Origin of the sequence: Lentzea aerocolonigenes (genome assembly GCF_000955955.1) — a bacterium.
Lineage (GTDB): Bacteria > Actinomycetota > Actinomycetes > Mycobacteriales > Pseudonocardiaceae > Lentzea > Lentzea aerocolonigenes_A.
Genome location: NZ_JYJG01000059.1, coordinates 74,117 through 90,678, shown reverse-complemented (window position 1 = coordinate 90,678; position 16,562 = coordinate 74,117). Strand labels below are relative to the sequence as shown.

Below are 16,562 nucleotides of genomic sequence, written 5' to 3'. Positions count from 1 at the left end.
CACGTGGATGAAGTGGATGTCGACGCCGTCGATCTCGGTCGTGAACTGCGGCAGCGCGTTGATCTTCTCCTCGAATCGGCGCCAGTCGTAGCGGGTGGCCCAGAAGCGGGCGAGCGCTTGCGCGGCCGCCAGTTGGACACCCTGCGTGCGGTCGGCGACGAGTTCCCGTGACGGCCAGCGCGTGGCCGCGATCCGCTCGCGCAGATCGTCGAGCTGCCGGCGAGGGACAGCGACCCGAAACGGATGGATCCCGTCCCGCGACGCGTACGCCGGGAGTTCTCCGAGCGCACTCGTCACCGCGACGCTGAGTCCGGCGGCGATTCCGCCTTGCAGCAGCTGCCGCCTCGTTGGTCCGGACATTGATCTCCCCCTCACTATCGCAGTTCTCGGAACGCGGCTCGGACCTCGGCTGCGAACAGCTCCGGCTCTTCCCAGGCGGCGAAGTGACCGCCCCGTGCGGCGACCCCGAAATAGCTGAGCGTGGGGTACGACAGTTCGGCCCAGCTGCGCGGAGTCCGCCAGATCTCGCCGGGGAACGTGCTGAAGCCGACCGGAACCCGCGGCGCCGGAAGTGGTGGACGGCCCGCGGTGGGAGCATCGGCTCCGTATGCCTCCCAATAGCTTCGGGAGGTGGACGCACCGGTGCCGGTCAGCCAGTAGGCGGTGATGTTGTCGAGAACGTGGTCGCGGGTGAGGTTGCCGGACGGCTTGCCGTCGACGAACGCGCCGGCGATCTTGTAGTAGGCGTCGGTGTCGTGGTCGATCATCCAGGCGGCGAGCGCGGACGGTGAGTCCAGCAGCGCGTACCCGATGGTCTGCGGCCGGGTGGCCATCTCGACGAAGTAGCCGTTGCCGGTGGTCTGGAACTCTTTGATCGCGGCGAGCGCTGCGCGTTCCTCGTCGGTGTCGTTCGGCAGCGACGAGGGGTCGTTGAGCGCGGGCACGAGCAGGTTGGTGTGGATGCCGGCCAGCCCCTGCGGGCCCAGTCGTCCCATCGCATCGGTGACGCCGGCCCCGACATCGCCGCCCTGAGCCACGTAGCGGTCGTAACCGAGCCGGCGCATCAGCTCCGCCCACGCTCGGGCGGTGCGCACGAGGTCCCATCCGACCTCGGCCGGCTCGGCCGAGAAGCCATACCCCGGCAGGGACGGCAGCACGAGGTGGAACGCATCCGCCGCGGCGCCGCCATGTGCGGTCGGGTCCGTCAGCGGGCCGACGGAGTCGAGCATCTCGATGACCGACCCCGGCCAGCCGTGGGTCATGATCAGCGGCAGCGCGTCCGGGTGCTTGGACCTGACGTGCACGAAGTGGATCTTCACGCCGTCGATCTCGGTCGTGAACTGCGGCAGCGCGTTGAGCCGGGACTCGACCCGCCGCAGGTCGTACTCGCCCTCCCAGTAACGGTGCAGGGCCCGCATCGTGGCCAGCTGCACCCCCTGCGAACGGTCGCCGACCAGTTCCCGGGTCGGCCAGCGGGTCGCCTCCAGACGACGGCGCAGCTGGTCCAGCGCCTCCCGGCGGAAGCGCACGGTGAACGGTCGGATCGCGTGGTCGGCGTGCTGCTCGAGCGTGGTCATGTCACGCCCTGCCTTTCATGAGGGAATTCGGACTCCCTTCAGCGTGGCGATGGCCACCTGCGGATCGCGCCCGTGAGAACCCCTGGTCTGCGCATCACCAGGGATCGGCCCAGGGTGTTCGCGGGCTCGAACGAGCCGGCCGTGCTGCCTACTCCCCGCCGGGCGGAACCGACTTCCTGACGTCCACGAGAATGTCGATCACGTCGCACGCCATGGCCACCAGGTCGTCCAGCTGCTCGGCGAGGTCCATGTCGGTGAAGGTGAAGCACGCCGTGCCGTCGACGACATCCACAGCCGGTGGCTGGTACGACTCCAGCTGGGCGAACACCTTCTTCGCGGTGTCTCCCGCCACGAGAGGCGCCAGGCTGCCCAGGACCCCGTACCGCTGGGCGCCCTGGACGGGGTTCAGCTGCAGGTCTCCCGGCAGTTCCGGCGCGTCCACGACCACCACCAGGCCCGGGACGACGGCCCACCTGACCGGAGCGCCCTGCCAGGTTCCCGCGGGCCTCGACGAGGCGAAGACGGCGACCCGCACCGCCCGCCCGTCCCGGGTTCCCGCCAGTGCCACATGCCGCGTCCGTCCGGAAGCTCCCGTCCGTCCCGCGGGCACGTCCTCATCGTCGGGGACCTGCCGCCACCGGGGCTCGCGCGCCTGGCGCCGGAGTACAGCGGTGGCGACCGAGAGGGAGCGGGCCTGGGCGTTCTCCTGCCCGACGTTGACGATCGACACCACGGCGATCGTGATCAACAGGAGAACCCCGATCACCACCAGGACCGGCACCAGACCCATGCGTCCTCCGAGGAGCGTTGTGCGGCACGACTCCCGGTCGCGGGAGCCCCTCATTGGACTACGTGGTCAACACCGTTTCACTCTTCTTCGGCCGGAGTCACCTTCTTGACGTAGAGCCGGCGGAGCACGGCCCGCGGGCGCCACAGCGGCGAACCTCTAATCCTGGCCTCAGGTTGATCCGGGACGATGAGCGGCAAAAGCATCGACGGGAGGGGGCGGGCCGGCGTGCGGATCATGATCGCGGATGACGAGGCGGCCATCCGTGAGTCGCTGGAGCGGGTGCTCCAGGTCGAGGGTTACGACACCAGCACCGTCGCCAACGGTCTCGCCGTGCTCGACGGGGTCGGCGTCGACGAGCCGGATCTGCTGATCCTCGACGTGATGATGCCCCGCCTCGGCGGGGTGGAGACCTGCCGGCGGTTGCGGGCAGCGGGCCGGGATCTGCCGGTGCTGATGCTCACCGCCCGGGACCAGGTCTCCGACCGGGTCGCGGGGCTGGACGCGGGCGCCGACGACTATCTGCCCAAGCCGTTCGCCACCGAGGAGTTGCTGGCCAGGGTCCGGGCCCTGCTGCGCCGCCGCGTGCAGGGCGACGACGAGTCGCAGATCCTGGCGTTCGCCGACGTCCGGGTCGATCCCGACAGGTTCGAGGCGTGGCGGGGCGGGCGGCCGCTCCGTCTGACCCGGACCGAGTTCTTCCTGCTGGAGGTCCTCGTGCGCAACGCGACCAGGGTGTTGACCCGAGGCGCGCTGTTCGAGGCGATCTGGGGCTACGACATGAGCGTCACCTCGAACAACCTCCAGGTGTACGTGAGCTACCTGCGCCGCAAGCTGGAGGCCGAGGGTGAGCCGCGATTGATCTACACGCTGCGCGGCCTGGGATACACGTTGCGCGAGACTCCTCCGTGAGCAGGCCCGCCGACCGGGAACCGCGCCGGCTGACCCGGTGGTGGCGCCGGCGGTCCCTGCGGACCAGGCTGACGGTGATCGCGGCGACGGCCATCGCGGTCAGCGTGTTCCTGGCCTTCCAGGTGGCCATCGAGCTGCTGGACTGGGAGCTGCGGCACACCACCGAGGATCAGCTGCGCGCCGACTCCCGCGTCCTGGCGACGAACGCGGAGCGCACCGGGCTGGCGCAGGTCCAGCTACCGCCGTATTCCGGATCCGGTCGGCTGGTGCGGGTCATCCTGCCCGACGGCTCGACCCGGACGCCGGTCGGCCAACCCGCGCTGCCCCCCGTCAGCGAGCACGCCGGGCGCGTGGCGCAGGGCGCGTCGGCCGACCTGTTGGAGTCGACCGACAGCGACGACGACTTCCTCATCTACACGCTGCGGGCGGGCGACGGCGCGGTCCAGGTGGCCGGCGTCGCCGACGAAAGCCAGACCGACCAGCTCGGGTTGGGCATGCTGCTGATCGGGCTGTTCTGCGTGGTCGGCGGCGCCCTTGTCGGGCGGGCCGTGGCACGGACCGGGCTGGCACCGATCGACCGGCTGGCCGCCGCCGCGGTCCGGGTCGCGCACACCCTGGATCTCGACGCCGACATCCCGGACGAGGGCGGTGGGGAGATCCGGCAACTGATCGGGTCGATCAACGACATGCTCGCCGCGCTCCGGGACTCCCGGCAGGCCCAGCGGCTGCTCGCCGAGGACGCCGCCCACGAGCTCAAGACCCCGCTCACCAGCCTGCGCCTCAACATCGAGCTGCTGATCCGGCTCGATCGGCGCGGCACCCTGGACAGCGGACTGCCTTCGGAGAGCCGGACGCGGCTGCTCAACGACCTCGGCGCCCAGGTGATCGAGTTGAGCACCCTTGCCGCCGAGCTGACCGACCTGGCGCGCGGTGACGTCAGCGACGAGAGCACCGAACTGATCGACCTCGCCGACGTGGTGGTGGCCGCCGCGACCCAGGCGGGTTCCCGGGCGCCCGACATCGAGATCGCACTCGACGTGACCTCCGTGTGGGTGAGCGGGCGTCCCGCCGCGCTCCAGCGGGCGGTGCTCAACCTCATCGACAACGCCGGCAAGTGGTCCCCCGCGGACCAGCCGGTCCAGGTCCGGCTCCGTACCGAAGGCGCGTCGGCGGTGCTCGAGGTCGACGACGCCGGGCCGGGCATCGACGCAGCCGACGTGCCGCGGGTGTTCGACCGGTTCTACCGGGCCGAGAGCGCACGGGCGTTGCCGGGATCCGGTCTGGGGCTGTCGATCGTGCAGCGGGTCGTCGACGCTCACGGCGGCCGGGCCACCGTCGCCCGCTCCCCACGCGGTGGCGCGCTGCTTCGAGTCGACCTTCCGGCCGCCTCGATCGCACGACTCACCGCCGGGGAGGACACCGCGGTGCGCTGATCCGGGACGGGCACGGGGCCCGTCCCGGATCTCGTCCGCGCTCACCGCTGCAGCGCGAGCTCCTCATCGTCGGTGCGCGACCGTTGACCGACCGGCAGCTCTTCCACCGGCTGGGAAAGCCGGCTCGGCCACCACATCCGCCGGCCGATCAGCAGGGTGAGGGCGGGCACCAGGACCGACCGCACCAGCAGCGCGTCGAGCAGCACGCCGAAGGCGACCAGGAACCCGACCTCGATCAGCATCACCAGCGGAAGCGAGACGAGGACACCGAACGTGGCAGCCAGGACCAGGCCCGCCGAGGTGATCACACCACCGGTGGCGGAGAGGGCTTTGAGCATGCCCTTCCGGGTGCCCAGACGCACTGCCTCCTCCCGTGCCCGGCTGGCCAGGAAGATGTTGTAGTCGACGCCGAGCGCCACCAGGAACAGGAACGCCAGCAACGGCACCGAGTAGTCGATGCCCTTGAACCCGAGGATCGTGTCGAAGACGAACACGCTGCCGCCGAAGGCCGCCGCGAACGACACGACCACGGTGGCCATCAGGACCAGCGGGGCCACGATCGCTCGCAGCAGCAGCCCGAGGACGATCAGGACGACGAGGAGCACCAACGGGATCACCAGCTTCTCGTCGCGGCTGGTGGTCTCCTCGGTGTCGAGGTGCTCCGCGCTCGGCCCGCCGACGATCGCCTCCGCCCCGCTCACCGCGTGCACGGCGGTGCGCACCCGCTTGATCGTGTCGTACTCCGCGACGGTGTCCGGCGCGTCCTTCGGGAACACCGAGATGTCGGCCCAGCCACCGCTGGTCTCACCCGGAACCGCCACCGCCACACCGGGAACGCCCTTGACGACGTCGAGCACCCGCTCCTGGTGCGCCGGCCGCGTGAAGATCGTCATCGGCTGGCCGCCGAGCTCCGGGAAGTGCTGGCGCAGAACGGTGAAGCCGGTGACCGACTCCGGCGCGGACACGAACTGGTCCTGCTCCCGCAGGGCGCCGGTGTTGCCCATCAGCCCGAGGGCGAGGACGCCCAGGACGCCGAGCGAGCCGAGCGTCGCCACCCACCGGCGGCGGCTGATGGCGGCGCCGAGCCGCACCCACAGCCCCGGCTTCTCCTCCACGGCCGTGCTGAACCGCGGGACGGCCGGCCAGAAGATCCGCCTGCCGAGCACCACCAACAGCGCCGGGAACAGCGTCAGCATGGCCACCAGCGCGCACAGGATGCCGGCCGCGCCGATCGGGCCCAGCCCGCTGGTGCTGTTGAGGTCCGCGACGAGCAGGCAGAGCAGGCCGGCGATCACAGTGGCGGCGGACGCGACGATGGCCGGCGCCGCGCCGCGCAGCGCGTGGATCATCGCGACCCGGACGTTTTCGTGGTGGTGCAAGGCTTCCCGATATCGGGCGATGAGCAGCAGCGCGTAGTCCGTGCCGACGCCGAACACGAGGATCGTCAGCAGCGCCGAGTTCTGGTCGTTGACCACGATGCCGAAGCCCTTGACGAGCAGGTAGACGGTCGCCATCGCGGTCAGTGCGGCCGCGCCCACGGCCACCAGCGGGATGAGCCACAACACCGGGCTGCGGTAGGTGATGATGAGCAGGAGCGTGACGACGACGATGGTGGTGAGGAGGACCTGCAGGTCGATGCCGTCGAAGACGGCCTCCATGTCGCCGTCGACCGCGGCCGGGCCGGTCACGTCGAGTTCCAGGCCGGTGGGGCGGTCCTTCGCGGCGTCGCGCAACGGGCCGACGATGGCCTCCGGAGCGCCGTAGGTCGTGCTCACGTCGAGGGTGAACATCATCGCCTTGCCGTCGGTGGAAGGTCTCGTCCGCGGGCCCTCGTCGTCCTCGCCGTCCGGTGTCACCACCTTGGCCGGGTACCGCTTGGCAAGGGCGTCGTACTGTCGCTCGACCGTCGCGCGGTCGGCGTCGGTGATGCCGCTGTCACGGTGGTACACGAAGACGAACGTGTTGTCGTTCCCGCCGGGGAGACTGTCCTCCAGCACGGCGACCTTGGTCGACTCGGCGCCGGCCGGCAGGGTGTCCGCGGCTTTGTCGGTGGTGACCGAACTCAGCTTTCCGCTCAACGGTCCCATGATCACCGTCAGCACCAACCACAAGCCGATCACCGACCACGGCACCCACCGGCCTGCCAGCCGACCGGCCGGTGTTTTCCCGTACGGCGCTGCGTTGACTGCCATTCACGAGCCTCCTGCACAAGTGGTACTTCGCCTGTCTGGCGCCGACTTCCTATCGAGCGAATCTGAGAGGACCGTTAATCCGGTGCTCAGGCCCGTCGACAGTCCTAAAAGGACTCAACGGCGTAGTACCGTCGTACCGCCCACCTCCCGAAGTGACGACCGCAGTACGACGAAACGGGGCGGATTTGGCCCTAGCGTTCAGGCCATGACGAAACCTGATAGTCCACTGTGGAGGTTTGGGGCGGCCACCGCGGCGCTGGCGACGGCATTCGCCGTCGTCGCCTGCGGGTCGAACGCCGGCAACGGTGCGGTGCCCATCCCGCCCGGCCCGCACAACGGGCACGCGGGCCAGCCGCCGGCTCCAACGCAGCCGCTGCGCGCCGGCGAGCGGTTCGTCGACCTGAAGATGGCCGAGGCCTACACGCCCGCGCCGCCGGAGGGTGGCGGCACGGACGAGTACCGGTGCCAGGTGATCGATCCGGGCCTGACCAAGGCGGCGTTCGTGACCGGAACTCAGGTCACGCCGGAGAACGTCGCCCTCGCGCACCACGCCATCGTGTACGCGGTGCCACCGGCCGGTGCTGCCGCGGTGCGCGAGCAGGACGCGAAGACCCCCGGCCTCGGCTGGCAGTGTTTCGGCGGGACCGGCGTGCCCGGCGCCGAAGTGGAAGAGGGGGAGGCGGCGTGGGTGGACACCTGGGCGCCCGGCGCCTCGGAGACGCTGTTCACCGAGGACGTCGGCTTCAAGCTGGAGCCGGGCAGCCTGATCGTCCTCCAGATGCACTACAACCTGCTCGCGAGCGACGGCAAGCCGGCCGGATCGGACCGCTCTGCGGTGCGGCTGCGGCTGACGGACGGCACGCCGCAGACCCGGGAGCTCGACACGTTCCCGCTCGACGCGCCGACCGACCTGCCCTGCGCCGCCGACGAGTCGGGTCCGCTCTGCGACCGGGCGGCCTCGATCGCGGACGTGACGAAGCGGTTCGGGCCGGAGGTCGGTGGCACCGCGGACGAGCAACTGGAGGAGTGCGGCCAGAGCGCGCCGAAGCCCGGTAACACCCAGACGTGCGACCAAGAGGTGCCGGCACCGATGACGCTGTTCGCCGGTTTCGGCCACATGCACCTGCTCGGGCGGTCCATCAAGGTCGAACTCAACCCCGGCAAGCCGAACGCCAAGGTCGTGCTGGACGTACCGCAGTTCGACTTCGACAACCAGCGGCTGGTGAAGCTCCCGGAGCCGGTGGAGATCGGTCCGGGGGACACGCTGCGGGTGACGTGCACGCACGACGCGGGGCTGCGCAAAAAGCTGCCGCAGCTGAGCAAGTTGCCGCCCCGCTACGTGGTGTGGGGCGACGGCACCAGCGACGAGATGTGCACGGGCATCATGACCGTCTCCCCCCGCAGGTCCTGACGTGAGGGTCGAACATGCGTGAACTCATTGAGGTATCTCGGTCCACGACGGTGTACTCGGCCACGACATGACCCGGCTGCGTCTGGATTCCCCGAGGCTGTCGCCGGTCTGGGTACTGCTGCCACTGCGTGCTTTTCTCGGTGGCACCTTCTCCTACGCCGGTCTCTCCAAGCTCCTCGACACGCACTACTTGGACGGCACCTCGCCACTCGGTGTCCACGCGCAGATGGTGAACGCCGCCGCGACCTCCCCGATCGGCCCGCTGGTCTCGCTGGCCGCGGACCACGCGACCGTCGCCGGGCTGGCGATCGCTTTCGGGGAGATCGCGGTCGGGCTCGCCACCCTGCTCGGGCTGTTCACCCGGCTCGCCGCACTCGGCGGCGTTCTCCTCTCGCTCAGCTTCTTCCTGACGGTGAGCTGGACGACTCAGCCGTACTACCTCGGGGCCGACATCGTGTTCGCCGTCGCCTGGACCCCGTTGCTGATCGCGGGCGACGCCGGGGTGTTGTCACTGAGCGCCCGGCTGCGTGCGAAGGTGCGACACAGGCTCGGCCTGCCGCCGCACCCCACGCCGGAGGAAGGCGGGACAGTGCAGGACGACGTCGAGCGACGAACCGTGCTGCGGGGCGGCATGATCGCGGCGGCGGCGACCGCTGCCGGAGTCACCGCGGGCAGCGCGCTGGCGCTCGCCCGGCGCCCTGCTCGCTCGCCGGCGGACTCGGCGAGCCACGGCCCGGTGATCGCTGCCGTCGACGACATCGCCGTCGGCTCGTCGAAGAGCTTCACCACGCCGGACGGGAAGCCCGCCCATCTCCTGCGCCCGGCGACGGACACCTTCCTGGCGTACGACGCCACCTGCCGTCATCAGGGCTGCCCGGTCTCCTACGTCGGCCCTGGATTCCGGTGCCCTTGCCACGGCGCCACCTACGACGAGAACGGACAGGTGACCGGAGGGCCCGCACCCGCACCGCTGATCAAAATCCCGGTCAAGGTCGTTGACGGCCAGGTCGTGCTCGCCTGATCTTCGGGGCTGCGGTAGCGGGTGCCGGGTGATCCGCGGCGCGAGCAGCGCGTCGCGGATCACCAGGTGGCGTGCATCCGGCGTCTTCGAGCAGGAAGCCGCTGGCACCGGCCTGAGGAAGCGTCGAACGCATGAGCTCACACCCGTGCGGCGTAGTGGCGGTCGGAGAGGCGGTGAACCGGCCGGGTGAGTCTCAGGTCGTAGGCGAGGATGACGGCCTGGATCCGGTCCCGTGCGCCGATCTTGGCGAGGACCCTCCCGACGTGGGTCTTCACCGTCGACTCCGACAGCGTGAACCGTTGCGCGATCTCGCCGTTGGTGAGGCCTTGGCCGATGGCGACGAGGATCTCGCGCTCGCGGCCGGTCAGGGAGTTCAGCCGTGGCTCCGCCCGCACGGGCCCGCAGAGGTCATCGTCGAGCTGACCGGCGAACGCGTCGAGCAGCCGCCGAGTCAGCGCCGGCGCGATCACCGCGTCCCCGGCGGCGACGGCCCGGATGCCGGCGAGCAGCTCCTCCGGGCGGGTGTCCTTGAGCAGGAAACCGCTGGCCCCGGCCCGCAGCACGGCGAGCGCGTACCGGTCCACGTCGAACGTCGTCAGCACCAAGATCCGCGAACGCCGACCGGCCGCGACGATGCGCCGGATGGCCTCGATCCCGTCGACGCCCGGCATGCGGATGTCCATCAGCACCACGTCGGGATGCAGCTCGGTGATCGACCGAACGGCCTCGGCACCGTTCTCGGCCTCGCCGACGATCTCGGTGTCGGGGGCGCTCTCCAAGAGCATGCGAACGCCGAAACGCTGCAACGGCTGGGCGTCCACCACGAGCACAGAGATCATGAACGGCTGCCTTTCGGAGTCACGTGGACGGTTCAGCCACCGTCCGGTGCGGGGCGCGCTGACCGTTCCGCCCGGCGATGCCTACTTCGTACCGAGCGGACCTGAGACGACCGTTAAAACGGCACTCAAGCCGGTTGGCCGTCCGAGCACACTCGGCCGCACCGGAACCCTCGGCACGCAACGTCTCCGGACCACCAGCACCCCCAACAACTCCAGCGCAAACAGGCGCCGTTGAGTGCCGTTCGACGACGTCACGCTCCTGGTACTGCTCCAGTTCTGCTCCAGCACGAACAGTGTGAGACTCGCCCGAAGTAGCACGAAACACCTGCAATGCAAGGGTTGCAGAGCTTCGACACCGGTCGGTGGACCCTGCGCGCGCCAGCGACGGACGTGGTTCTTGGATCATGGAACCGGGTCGGTCCTCGCAGACGTCAATCAGCCAGAAGACGGCCCTTACCAGCAACAACACGATGGGATGAATGTCAGCCAACGCGTCTTCGTCAAGTGGCGCATCGGGAGCCCTCTGCTTAACTCGAAGGGGTCGTCACTGCGGGCTGGAGGATTCGATGCGGCGTGTCGCCACCGGACTGCTCACCACGGCCGGTGCCGGTCTGATCGCCGCCGCGGTTGCCCTCGCCGCGCACCGCGTAGTTCCCGAAAACATCCGAGGCGCCCTGCAGGACTACAGCGGACTGATCACCGGAATGTCCGGCACCTTGTTCGCGCTCACTGCCAGCCTCATGATCGTGTCGGCCTGGACCACCATCGGCGAAGCCAAGCAGAACGTCGCCAAGGAAGCCAGGGCGGCGCTGGACTTGTACTGGTACGCACGCACTCTCCCAAAGCAGGCGCGCACCACCATCCAAACGCTGATGCGTGAATACCTGTCGTTGGTCATCGACGAGGAGTGGCGGCTGATGGCCACCGAGCGAAGGCTCAGCGAGGGCGTGTGGGGCCGGATCGTGTTGTGGCAGATCGAACTCGAGAACATCGAACCTGGCGGCTCCACCGGAGACGGCATCCGCTACGGCCACGCACTGAACCGCGCTGGTGCGCTCATCGACGCCCGCCGCGTCCGATCGGCGCAGGTCACCTCCTCCATCCCGAAGACCCTGTGGTCCGCGCTGGTCACCGCGGGCATGTTCGGCCTGGTCCTCCCGGTGTTCGTCGGCACGCCCCATTTGATCGTGCATGCGTTGCTCGCCGCCGTCGCGGTCATGATCTTCACCTTCGTACTGGTCTTGATAGCCCAGCTCGATCGCCCCTTCTCCGGCGCGGTCCGGGTGGAGCCGACGCACCTGGAGCGCGCGCTGGAAGACATGGAGGTGGTCGACGTCGCACCGATCGAGGCGATGCCGCCAGGCCAGCGCATCGGAGAGCGCTACGACCGATTCATGGACGCCGCGTGGGAGAGGTTCACCGCGAAGACCGGCACCCAGCGCCGATAGCTGGCGAGGTTTCCGCCGGATCCAGAACTTCAACGGTGCGAGGCAGACGCAGGCCAGGACCGGTGGGGATCCGGCCCTGGCCTGTCGGAGGGGCTTGTCGTCAGCTGCCCTTTGCCGTGTTCAGGATGTAGTTCGCGTACAGCGCGAGCGTCCAGAGGACGTACTGCTGGACACCGCCGTTCTCGTTGCGGGCCCACACGGTCAAGGGGTTCCTGTCGTCCCTGTGCTCCCTGCGCAGCAGGTTGAACCGTTGGCTGAGCGAGTCCCACTGGTTCGGGAGGTCGATGATCTGGTCAGGGAGCACGACGTCCCCGCCCGGCACCACCGCGGTGGCCATGTAGTCCGAGTAGGAGCGGAAGCGGGTCGCCTCCGAGACGAACTGCGCGAGCCGCATCACGGCCAGCGCCTGGTCCCTGGTGTTCTGGCCACGCTGCGCGCTGGATTCCTCGCGGCGGAATTCGTGAGCGTTGAGCAGTGCCCAGACCGAGTCGTTCAAGGCTCCGGGGTTGAAGTGCAGGTCCCTGCGTGCGACGCCCGCCGTGTTCTGAAGGCTGGGGTAGTCACCATGGAACGAGGGGGTGCGCTCACCGGCCGCCTCCCTCAAGGTCTGGTCCTGCCAGCGAGCGGTAGGTGCGCGTGTGTCGTCGACCCGGTTGTAGTAGTTGTCGCTCGACCACCAGCCGACGAGGTAGAGGTCGGCAGCGCGGATCTGGAGGCGGACGTAGTCGTTCGGGTTGCCGTCCCACGCATGGATGTCGACCTGGAAATAGCCCTGTGAGGCAGCGTCGGTGTGGTCGACCGGCGTGCTGGTGCCGGCCACGGACCGGTCCCTGCCCTGGTCCGCGAACGAGCGAATGTGGTTGATGAAGCCCCAGTAGTCGTCGCGCGCCTGCCTCGCGTCGCCACGCCCGATCCAGAAGGTGGGGTTGCCGTCGGCGGCCGACGCGCTCTGCACACCGATCGGGTTGACGAGTGTGGCGATCATGGCCAGCGCGACGGTGCCCAGTACCGACGCCCTGCCCGGTTTGGTGAACTTCGAGAGGAGACCCCGCCGCCGGCGTTCGCCGGTGCTGCTCTGAGTGGCCATTGTGCCCTTCTTCCTGGTTCCTGGCGTTGGCGACATCAGGATGCGGGCGGGAAACCGCTGGTACATGCGTCGTACTACCCATTCCCGAGAAGATGGGTAGAGCTCGCCGCAGATCGGATTCCGAAAAGCGATCACATTTCACTGAGAACGGACATGACGGCGCATGCGACAACCGTTCATGTGTAGTGCTACCCATTCTCGGAAAAATGGGCAGAGCACCAAGAGGTACACATTGCGCAATCTTTGCGCCTCTGTCAGCGTTCGTTTCGGCAGGAGGTGTACTCCTCATTCCTTCTCTTCTTCAAGGTGGTTTCAATGGTGCTTGCGAATTTCCGGGCGTCCCGCGAGGGACAAAGTTCCCAGAGCAGGAGGAGGCGTTGGTGGTCTCCGCTGGCAGCGCTGGCGCTGGTCCCGCTGGCGCTGTTCGCCATGCAAGGGTCGGCCTCGGCGCAGACCTGGTGCTTCGACCAGGGTGGCGGCCACCCGGACCTGAAGGGCGACACCACGTGGGCGGAGGGCACCACACAGGCCCCGAACACCTGGCAGGACTGGGTGTGGCGGGGCGACACGTTCCGGTGTCCCTGGAACTCTCCCGGTTGCCAGTACTCGTGGGGATACTCGAAGACGACGGGCTGGTCGTGGTCCTCGGGCCTCAGCGTGAGCATCCCGTACCTGGGCAGCCTCACTCCCAACTACGGGCGCAACGGCTCCACGTCGACCACGTTCACGTTCACCACCAACCTGAGGCCCGGGCAGTTCGCCCAGCCCATCCATGTGGTGGAGCGCCGTTGGAAGCAGGGCGACTTCGTCGGCGCGTTCCGTTCGAACGGTGACCACTGCGACAGCCGTCACCCCAACGCCGTCACGTACTGGTGGGACGGCAACTACCGGTGGGGCCACTGGGAGAACAACGAACACGTGAGCGACTACGGCACGTACAACATCTGGTCCTGACCGACCGGCCCGGTCCCGGCCACGGGGCCGGGCCGCACCCCAGTGAGGAATCGCCATGCGTCATCTCCGGTTCGCCGCCACGGCGACCTGCGCCGTCCTCTGTGGACTGCTGACCGCCTGTGCCGGCGGCAGTCCGGCCCCGGTCGCCGGACCTGCCATCGCCACCGTGCCCGCACCGGCCGTTTCTTCTTCGACGGAGCCGAGTTCGCCGCCCTCGATGAAAACCGCGCCGACGTCGTCGCTCTGCGAGGCCCTCGACCTCCCCGCTGCCCAGGCGGTGTCGGCATCGCTTCGGGCCGTGCCGCGCGCCGCCGCCAACCAGGGCACCGAGAACGATGCCTGCGGCTACGCCATGGCCGACGGGAGCGCGTTGCTGACGCTCGCTCCGGCAACGCGGCCCTATGACCAAGAACTGGCTCTCGCGCGGACGCTGGTCCGCGACCCGGCGTCGAGCGGCATGCGCGACGTGCGGGTGACGGAGGTCGCGGGCATCGGGCAGGCCGCGTTCAGCGAGAACGGCTTTGTGGTGCAACAGCAGCAGAACGTCGCCTACGTGGTGTGGCGATCGGGTTCGCGCTCGTGGGTGCTGACCCTCTCCGAAACCGCGCACACCGGCAACTCCGACCGGCTCGGCGCCGTCGCAAAGCAGATCGACCCGCGCCTGCCGCGGTGAGTCTTCACGCCGCCCGCTGCTGTTCCCACCACGCTGCGATCTGGGTGCGGCGGCGGAAACCGAGCTTGCTCATGATGTTCTCGACGTGCCGGTCGGCGGTTCTCGGCGACAGGCTGAGCGCCGCGGCGATCTGCCGGTTGGTCAGGCCACCGGCCAGCAGTCCGCACACCTCCCGCTCGCGCCGGGTCAGCGACTCCGCACGGCCGGCGGGGGCGGCTTTGTCCAGGCCCAGCGCGAAGTCGATGGCCTGGGCCGGGCTGTCGTGCCGTCCGCCCTCGGCCAGTGCCCGTTCGTATGCCTTGTGGCCCAGAGCCGCGGCGACCGTGTCGGCACAGCGCGCGTGGTCATCGCTCAACGGAGCGAAGCCGGTGGCCTGGAACAGAGCGTTCACGGCGCCCAGAAGCAGCGCCGACCGTTCGTGCGCGCCACGGGCAGCGGCGTCCCACGCGAGCAGGTCCAGCGCACCCGCGGTCACTATGTAGTCGTTGAAGTCCCGCAGGATCGCCAGTGCCTCGCGGGTCCGTGCCAGGGCCTGTTCCCGATCGCCGTTCATCCACAACGCACGGCCCAGTGCCCACGACGCGTAGGACTGGCACAGCCGTTCGCCGTGCGCCCGCGCGATGGCCACCGCACGGCGGCCGGTGTCGATCGCACGCGGGTCCGCCAGCCGGGCCTGGGTGATGGTCATCTGGAACAGCCAGAACACCTGTTCCGACGTGTCACCGACCGACGTGAGGAGGTCCAGCGCGTTCCGGTAGTGGGCGAGCGCTTCCCGCGGCCTGTCCACGAGCAGCGCCGCGAAACCGCGCAGGCCCTGAACACCGGCCTGGACGCCCAGCCGTTCGGCCTCGTCCAGGAGCGGCAGGGCCACCGTGAGGTCGGACTGCAACAGCGCCAGGTGAGCGGCGGTGCACAGCGCCCTCGCGCGCGCTGGCGTGGGTTCGGGTGCCGCGGCCAGCAAACGGTGCAGGTGCCGGCGGCCTTCGCCGAGGAAACCGTTGGCGAACCAGTGAAAGCGCAACGCCGCCGCCAGCGCGAGGGCGCCCTGCGGGCAGTGCGGTTGCTCCAGCGCGAGCCGCAGGTTGGCGTGCTCGGCGCGCAGCCGGGCCAGTGCCTCGGGCTGGCCGGGGCCGTACCACCGCAGCGCGAGACGTTCGGCGAGGCCCAGGAAGAACTCGCAGTGCCGCCGCAACACCCGCCGCAGTTCCCCGGATTCGGCGAGCCGGATCGCGCCGTACTCGCGCAGGACCTCCGGCAGCCGGTAGCGCGGCAGCCCGTCACGGTCGCAGGTGAACACGACCGACTGAGCGACCAGCCGGTCGAGCAGGTCGAGCACCTCGTGCGTGGCGATGCCCTCGCCCGCCCCGACCTCCTCGGCGGCGTCCAGACCGAACCCGCCGGGGAACACGCTCAACCGGTTCCACAGCAACCGTTCGGCGGCGGTGCACAGCTCGTAGCTCCACTCGACCGTCCCGATCAGGCTGTGCTGACGCGGCGTGGTCCCCCCGGTCAGCAGCGCGAACCGGTCCTCCAGCCGCTCCACCACCTGCTCCAGGGTGAGGCTGCGCAACCGCGCCGCCGCCAGCTCGACGGCCAGCGGCAACCCGTCCAGTTCCACGCACAACCGCACGGCCTGGGCCCGGTTCGCCTCGGTGACGCGAAAACCCGGCCGCACGGCCACGACCCGGTCCCGCAACAACTCGACCGCCTGGCTGTCCGCCGGCAGCGGCCCGAGGGTGTGGACGTGCTCGCCGACCACCCGCAGGATCCGCCGGCTGGTCGCCAGCACCCGCAGCCCGGGACACGCCGCCAGCAGCCGCGCCACCAGCTCGGCACTCGCCTCCGCCAGGTGCTCGCAGTTGTCCAGCACGACCAGTGCCCGGTGCCGGGCCAGGCGCCCGGTGAGCACGTCGAGCACGGGCTTGGTTCCCAGATCAGGCTGCCCGAGCGCTGCCGCTGCCGTCGCCGCCACCAGCCTCGGGTCCCACACGGAGGCCAGGTCGACCAGCCAGACACCATCCGGGAAGAAGTCGCTGGACAGCTCCGCCACGCGCAACGCAAGCCGCGACTTGCCCACCCCGCCCACGCCCGTGACGGTGACCAGCCGCACCGTGCGCACCAGCCGGCGCACCTCGGCCAGGTCGCGTTGCCTGCCGACGAAACTGGTCAGGGTGGCGGGCAGGTTCGTGCTGGTGGCGGGCGTGGTAGTCATGACCACCACGCTGCCT

General features: G+C 69.6%; 14 protein-coding genes. 7 read left to right on the top strand and 7 right to left on the bottom strand.

Going from position 1 to position 16,562, the window contains the following annotated elements:
* From UK23_RS10815 to UK23_RS10805, 3 genes are all read right to left on the bottom strand, one after another.
* A partial coding sequence (locus tag UK23_RS10815) for an epoxide hydrolase N-terminal domain-containing protein (protein WP_045311281.1) occupies nucleotides 1-360 on the bottom strand: 360 nt, incomplete at its 3' end.
* A 14-nt stretch (nucleotides 361-374) separates the two neighbouring features.
* The gene (locus UK23_RS10810) at nucleotides 375-1,577 is read right to left on the bottom strand and encodes an epoxide hydrolase family protein (protein WP_052684548.1); all 1,203 of its coding nucleotides are present in this window, start codon (nucleotides 1,575-1,577) and stop codon (nucleotides 375-377) included.
* Between the two features lie 148 nt (nucleotides 1,578-1,725).
* Entirely contained in the window at nucleotides 1,726-2,367 is a 642-nt protein-coding gene (locus UK23_RS10805; protein WP_045311280.1) for a hypothetical protein, read from the bottom strand.
* A gap of 225 nt (nucleotides 2,368-2,592) precedes the next feature.
* Here UK23_RS10805 and UK23_RS10800 point away from each other — a divergent pair, with 225 nt between their 5' ends.
* Nucleotides 2,593-3,276: a response regulator transcription factor gene (locus UK23_RS10800; RefSeq protein ID WP_045311279.1), complete on the top strand. Its 684-nt coding sequence runs from the start codon at nucleotides 2,593-2,595 to the stop codon at nucleotides 3,274-3,276.
* Nucleotides 3,273-4,709, top strand: coding sequence for a HAMP domain-containing sensor histidine kinase (locus tag UK23_RS10795; RefSeq protein ID WP_045311278.1), 1,437 nt, complete (start codon nucleotides 3,273-3,275; stop codon nucleotides 4,707-4,709). Before UK23_RS10800 ends, UK23_RS10795 begins: the two co-directional genes overlap by 4 nt.
* A gap of 41 nt (nucleotides 4,710-4,750) precedes the next feature.
* On the opposite strand, the gene UK23_RS10790 is transcribed toward UK23_RS10795, so the two are convergent.
* Entirely contained in the window at nucleotides 4,751-6,901 is a 2,151-nt protein-coding gene (locus UK23_RS10790; protein WP_045311277.1) for an MMPL family transporter, read from the bottom strand.
* A gap of 205 nt (nucleotides 6,902-7,106) precedes the next feature.
* On the opposite strand from UK23_RS10790, the gene UK23_RS10785 reads away from it, so the two are divergent.
* Nucleotides 7,107-8,312: a monooxygenase gene (locus UK23_RS10785; RefSeq protein WP_045311276.1), complete on the top strand. Its 1,206-nt coding sequence runs from the start codon at nucleotides 7,107-7,109 to the stop codon at nucleotides 8,310-8,312.
* A gap of 67 nt (nucleotides 8,313-8,379) precedes the next feature.
* Complete coding sequence (locus UK23_RS48500; RefSeq protein WP_052684547.1) at nucleotides 8,380-9,333, top strand: Rieske 2Fe-2S domain-containing protein; 954 nt, start codon at nucleotides 8,380-8,382, stop codon at nucleotides 9,331-9,333.
* A gap of 137 nt (nucleotides 9,334-9,470) precedes the next feature.
* On the opposite strand, the gene UK23_RS10775 is transcribed toward UK23_RS48500, so the two are convergent.
* Entirely contained in the window at nucleotides 9,471-10,172 is a 702-nt protein-coding gene (locus tag UK23_RS10775; RefSeq protein WP_045311275.1) for a response regulator, read from the bottom strand.
* A gap of 479 nt (nucleotides 10,173-10,651) precedes the next feature.
* Here UK23_RS10775 and UK23_RS10770 point away from each other — a divergent pair, with 479 nt between their 5' ends.
* Nucleotides 10,652-11,620: a DUF4239 domain-containing protein gene (locus UK23_RS10770; protein ID WP_082114557.1), complete on the top strand. Its 969-nt coding sequence runs from the start codon at nucleotides 10,652-10,654 to the stop codon at nucleotides 11,618-11,620.
* A gap of 100 nt (nucleotides 11,621-11,720) precedes the next feature.
* On the opposite strand, the gene UK23_RS10765 is transcribed toward UK23_RS10770, so the two are convergent.
* On the bottom strand, nucleotides 11,721-12,707 hold the full coding sequence (locus UK23_RS10765; protein WP_045311273.1) for a ribosome-inactivating family protein: 987 nt from the start codon (nucleotides 12,705-12,707) through the stop codon (nucleotides 11,721-11,723).
* Between the two features lie 315 nt (nucleotides 12,708-13,022).
* On the opposite strand from UK23_RS10765, the gene UK23_RS10760 reads away from it, so the two are divergent.
* Both UK23_RS10760 and UK23_RS10755 read left to right on the top strand, forming a co-directional pair.
* Nucleotides 13,023-13,661 carry a hypothetical protein gene (locus tag UK23_RS10760; RefSeq protein ID WP_045311272.1) on the top strand — a complete coding sequence of 213 codons (639 nt, stop codon included), beginning with the start codon at nucleotides 13,023-13,025 and terminating at the stop codon, nucleotides 13,659-13,661.
* 55 nt (nucleotides 13,662-13,716) lie between these two features.
* Nucleotides 13,717-14,334 carry a hypothetical protein gene (locus UK23_RS10755; protein WP_045311271.1) on the top strand — a complete coding sequence of 206 codons (618 nt, stop codon included), beginning with the start codon at nucleotides 13,717-13,719 and terminating at the stop codon, nucleotides 14,332-14,334.
* 4 nt (nucleotides 14,335-14,338) lie between these two features.
* Here UK23_RS10755 and UK23_RS10750 read toward each other — a convergent pair whose 3' ends face one another.
* Nucleotides 14,339-16,546 (bottom strand): ATP-binding protein, encoded by a 2,208-nt coding sequence (locus UK23_RS10750; protein ID WP_045311300.1) that lies wholly within the window; start codon nucleotides 16,544-16,546, stop codon nucleotides 14,339-14,341.
* Nucleotides 16,547-16,562: the final 16 nt, after the last annotated feature.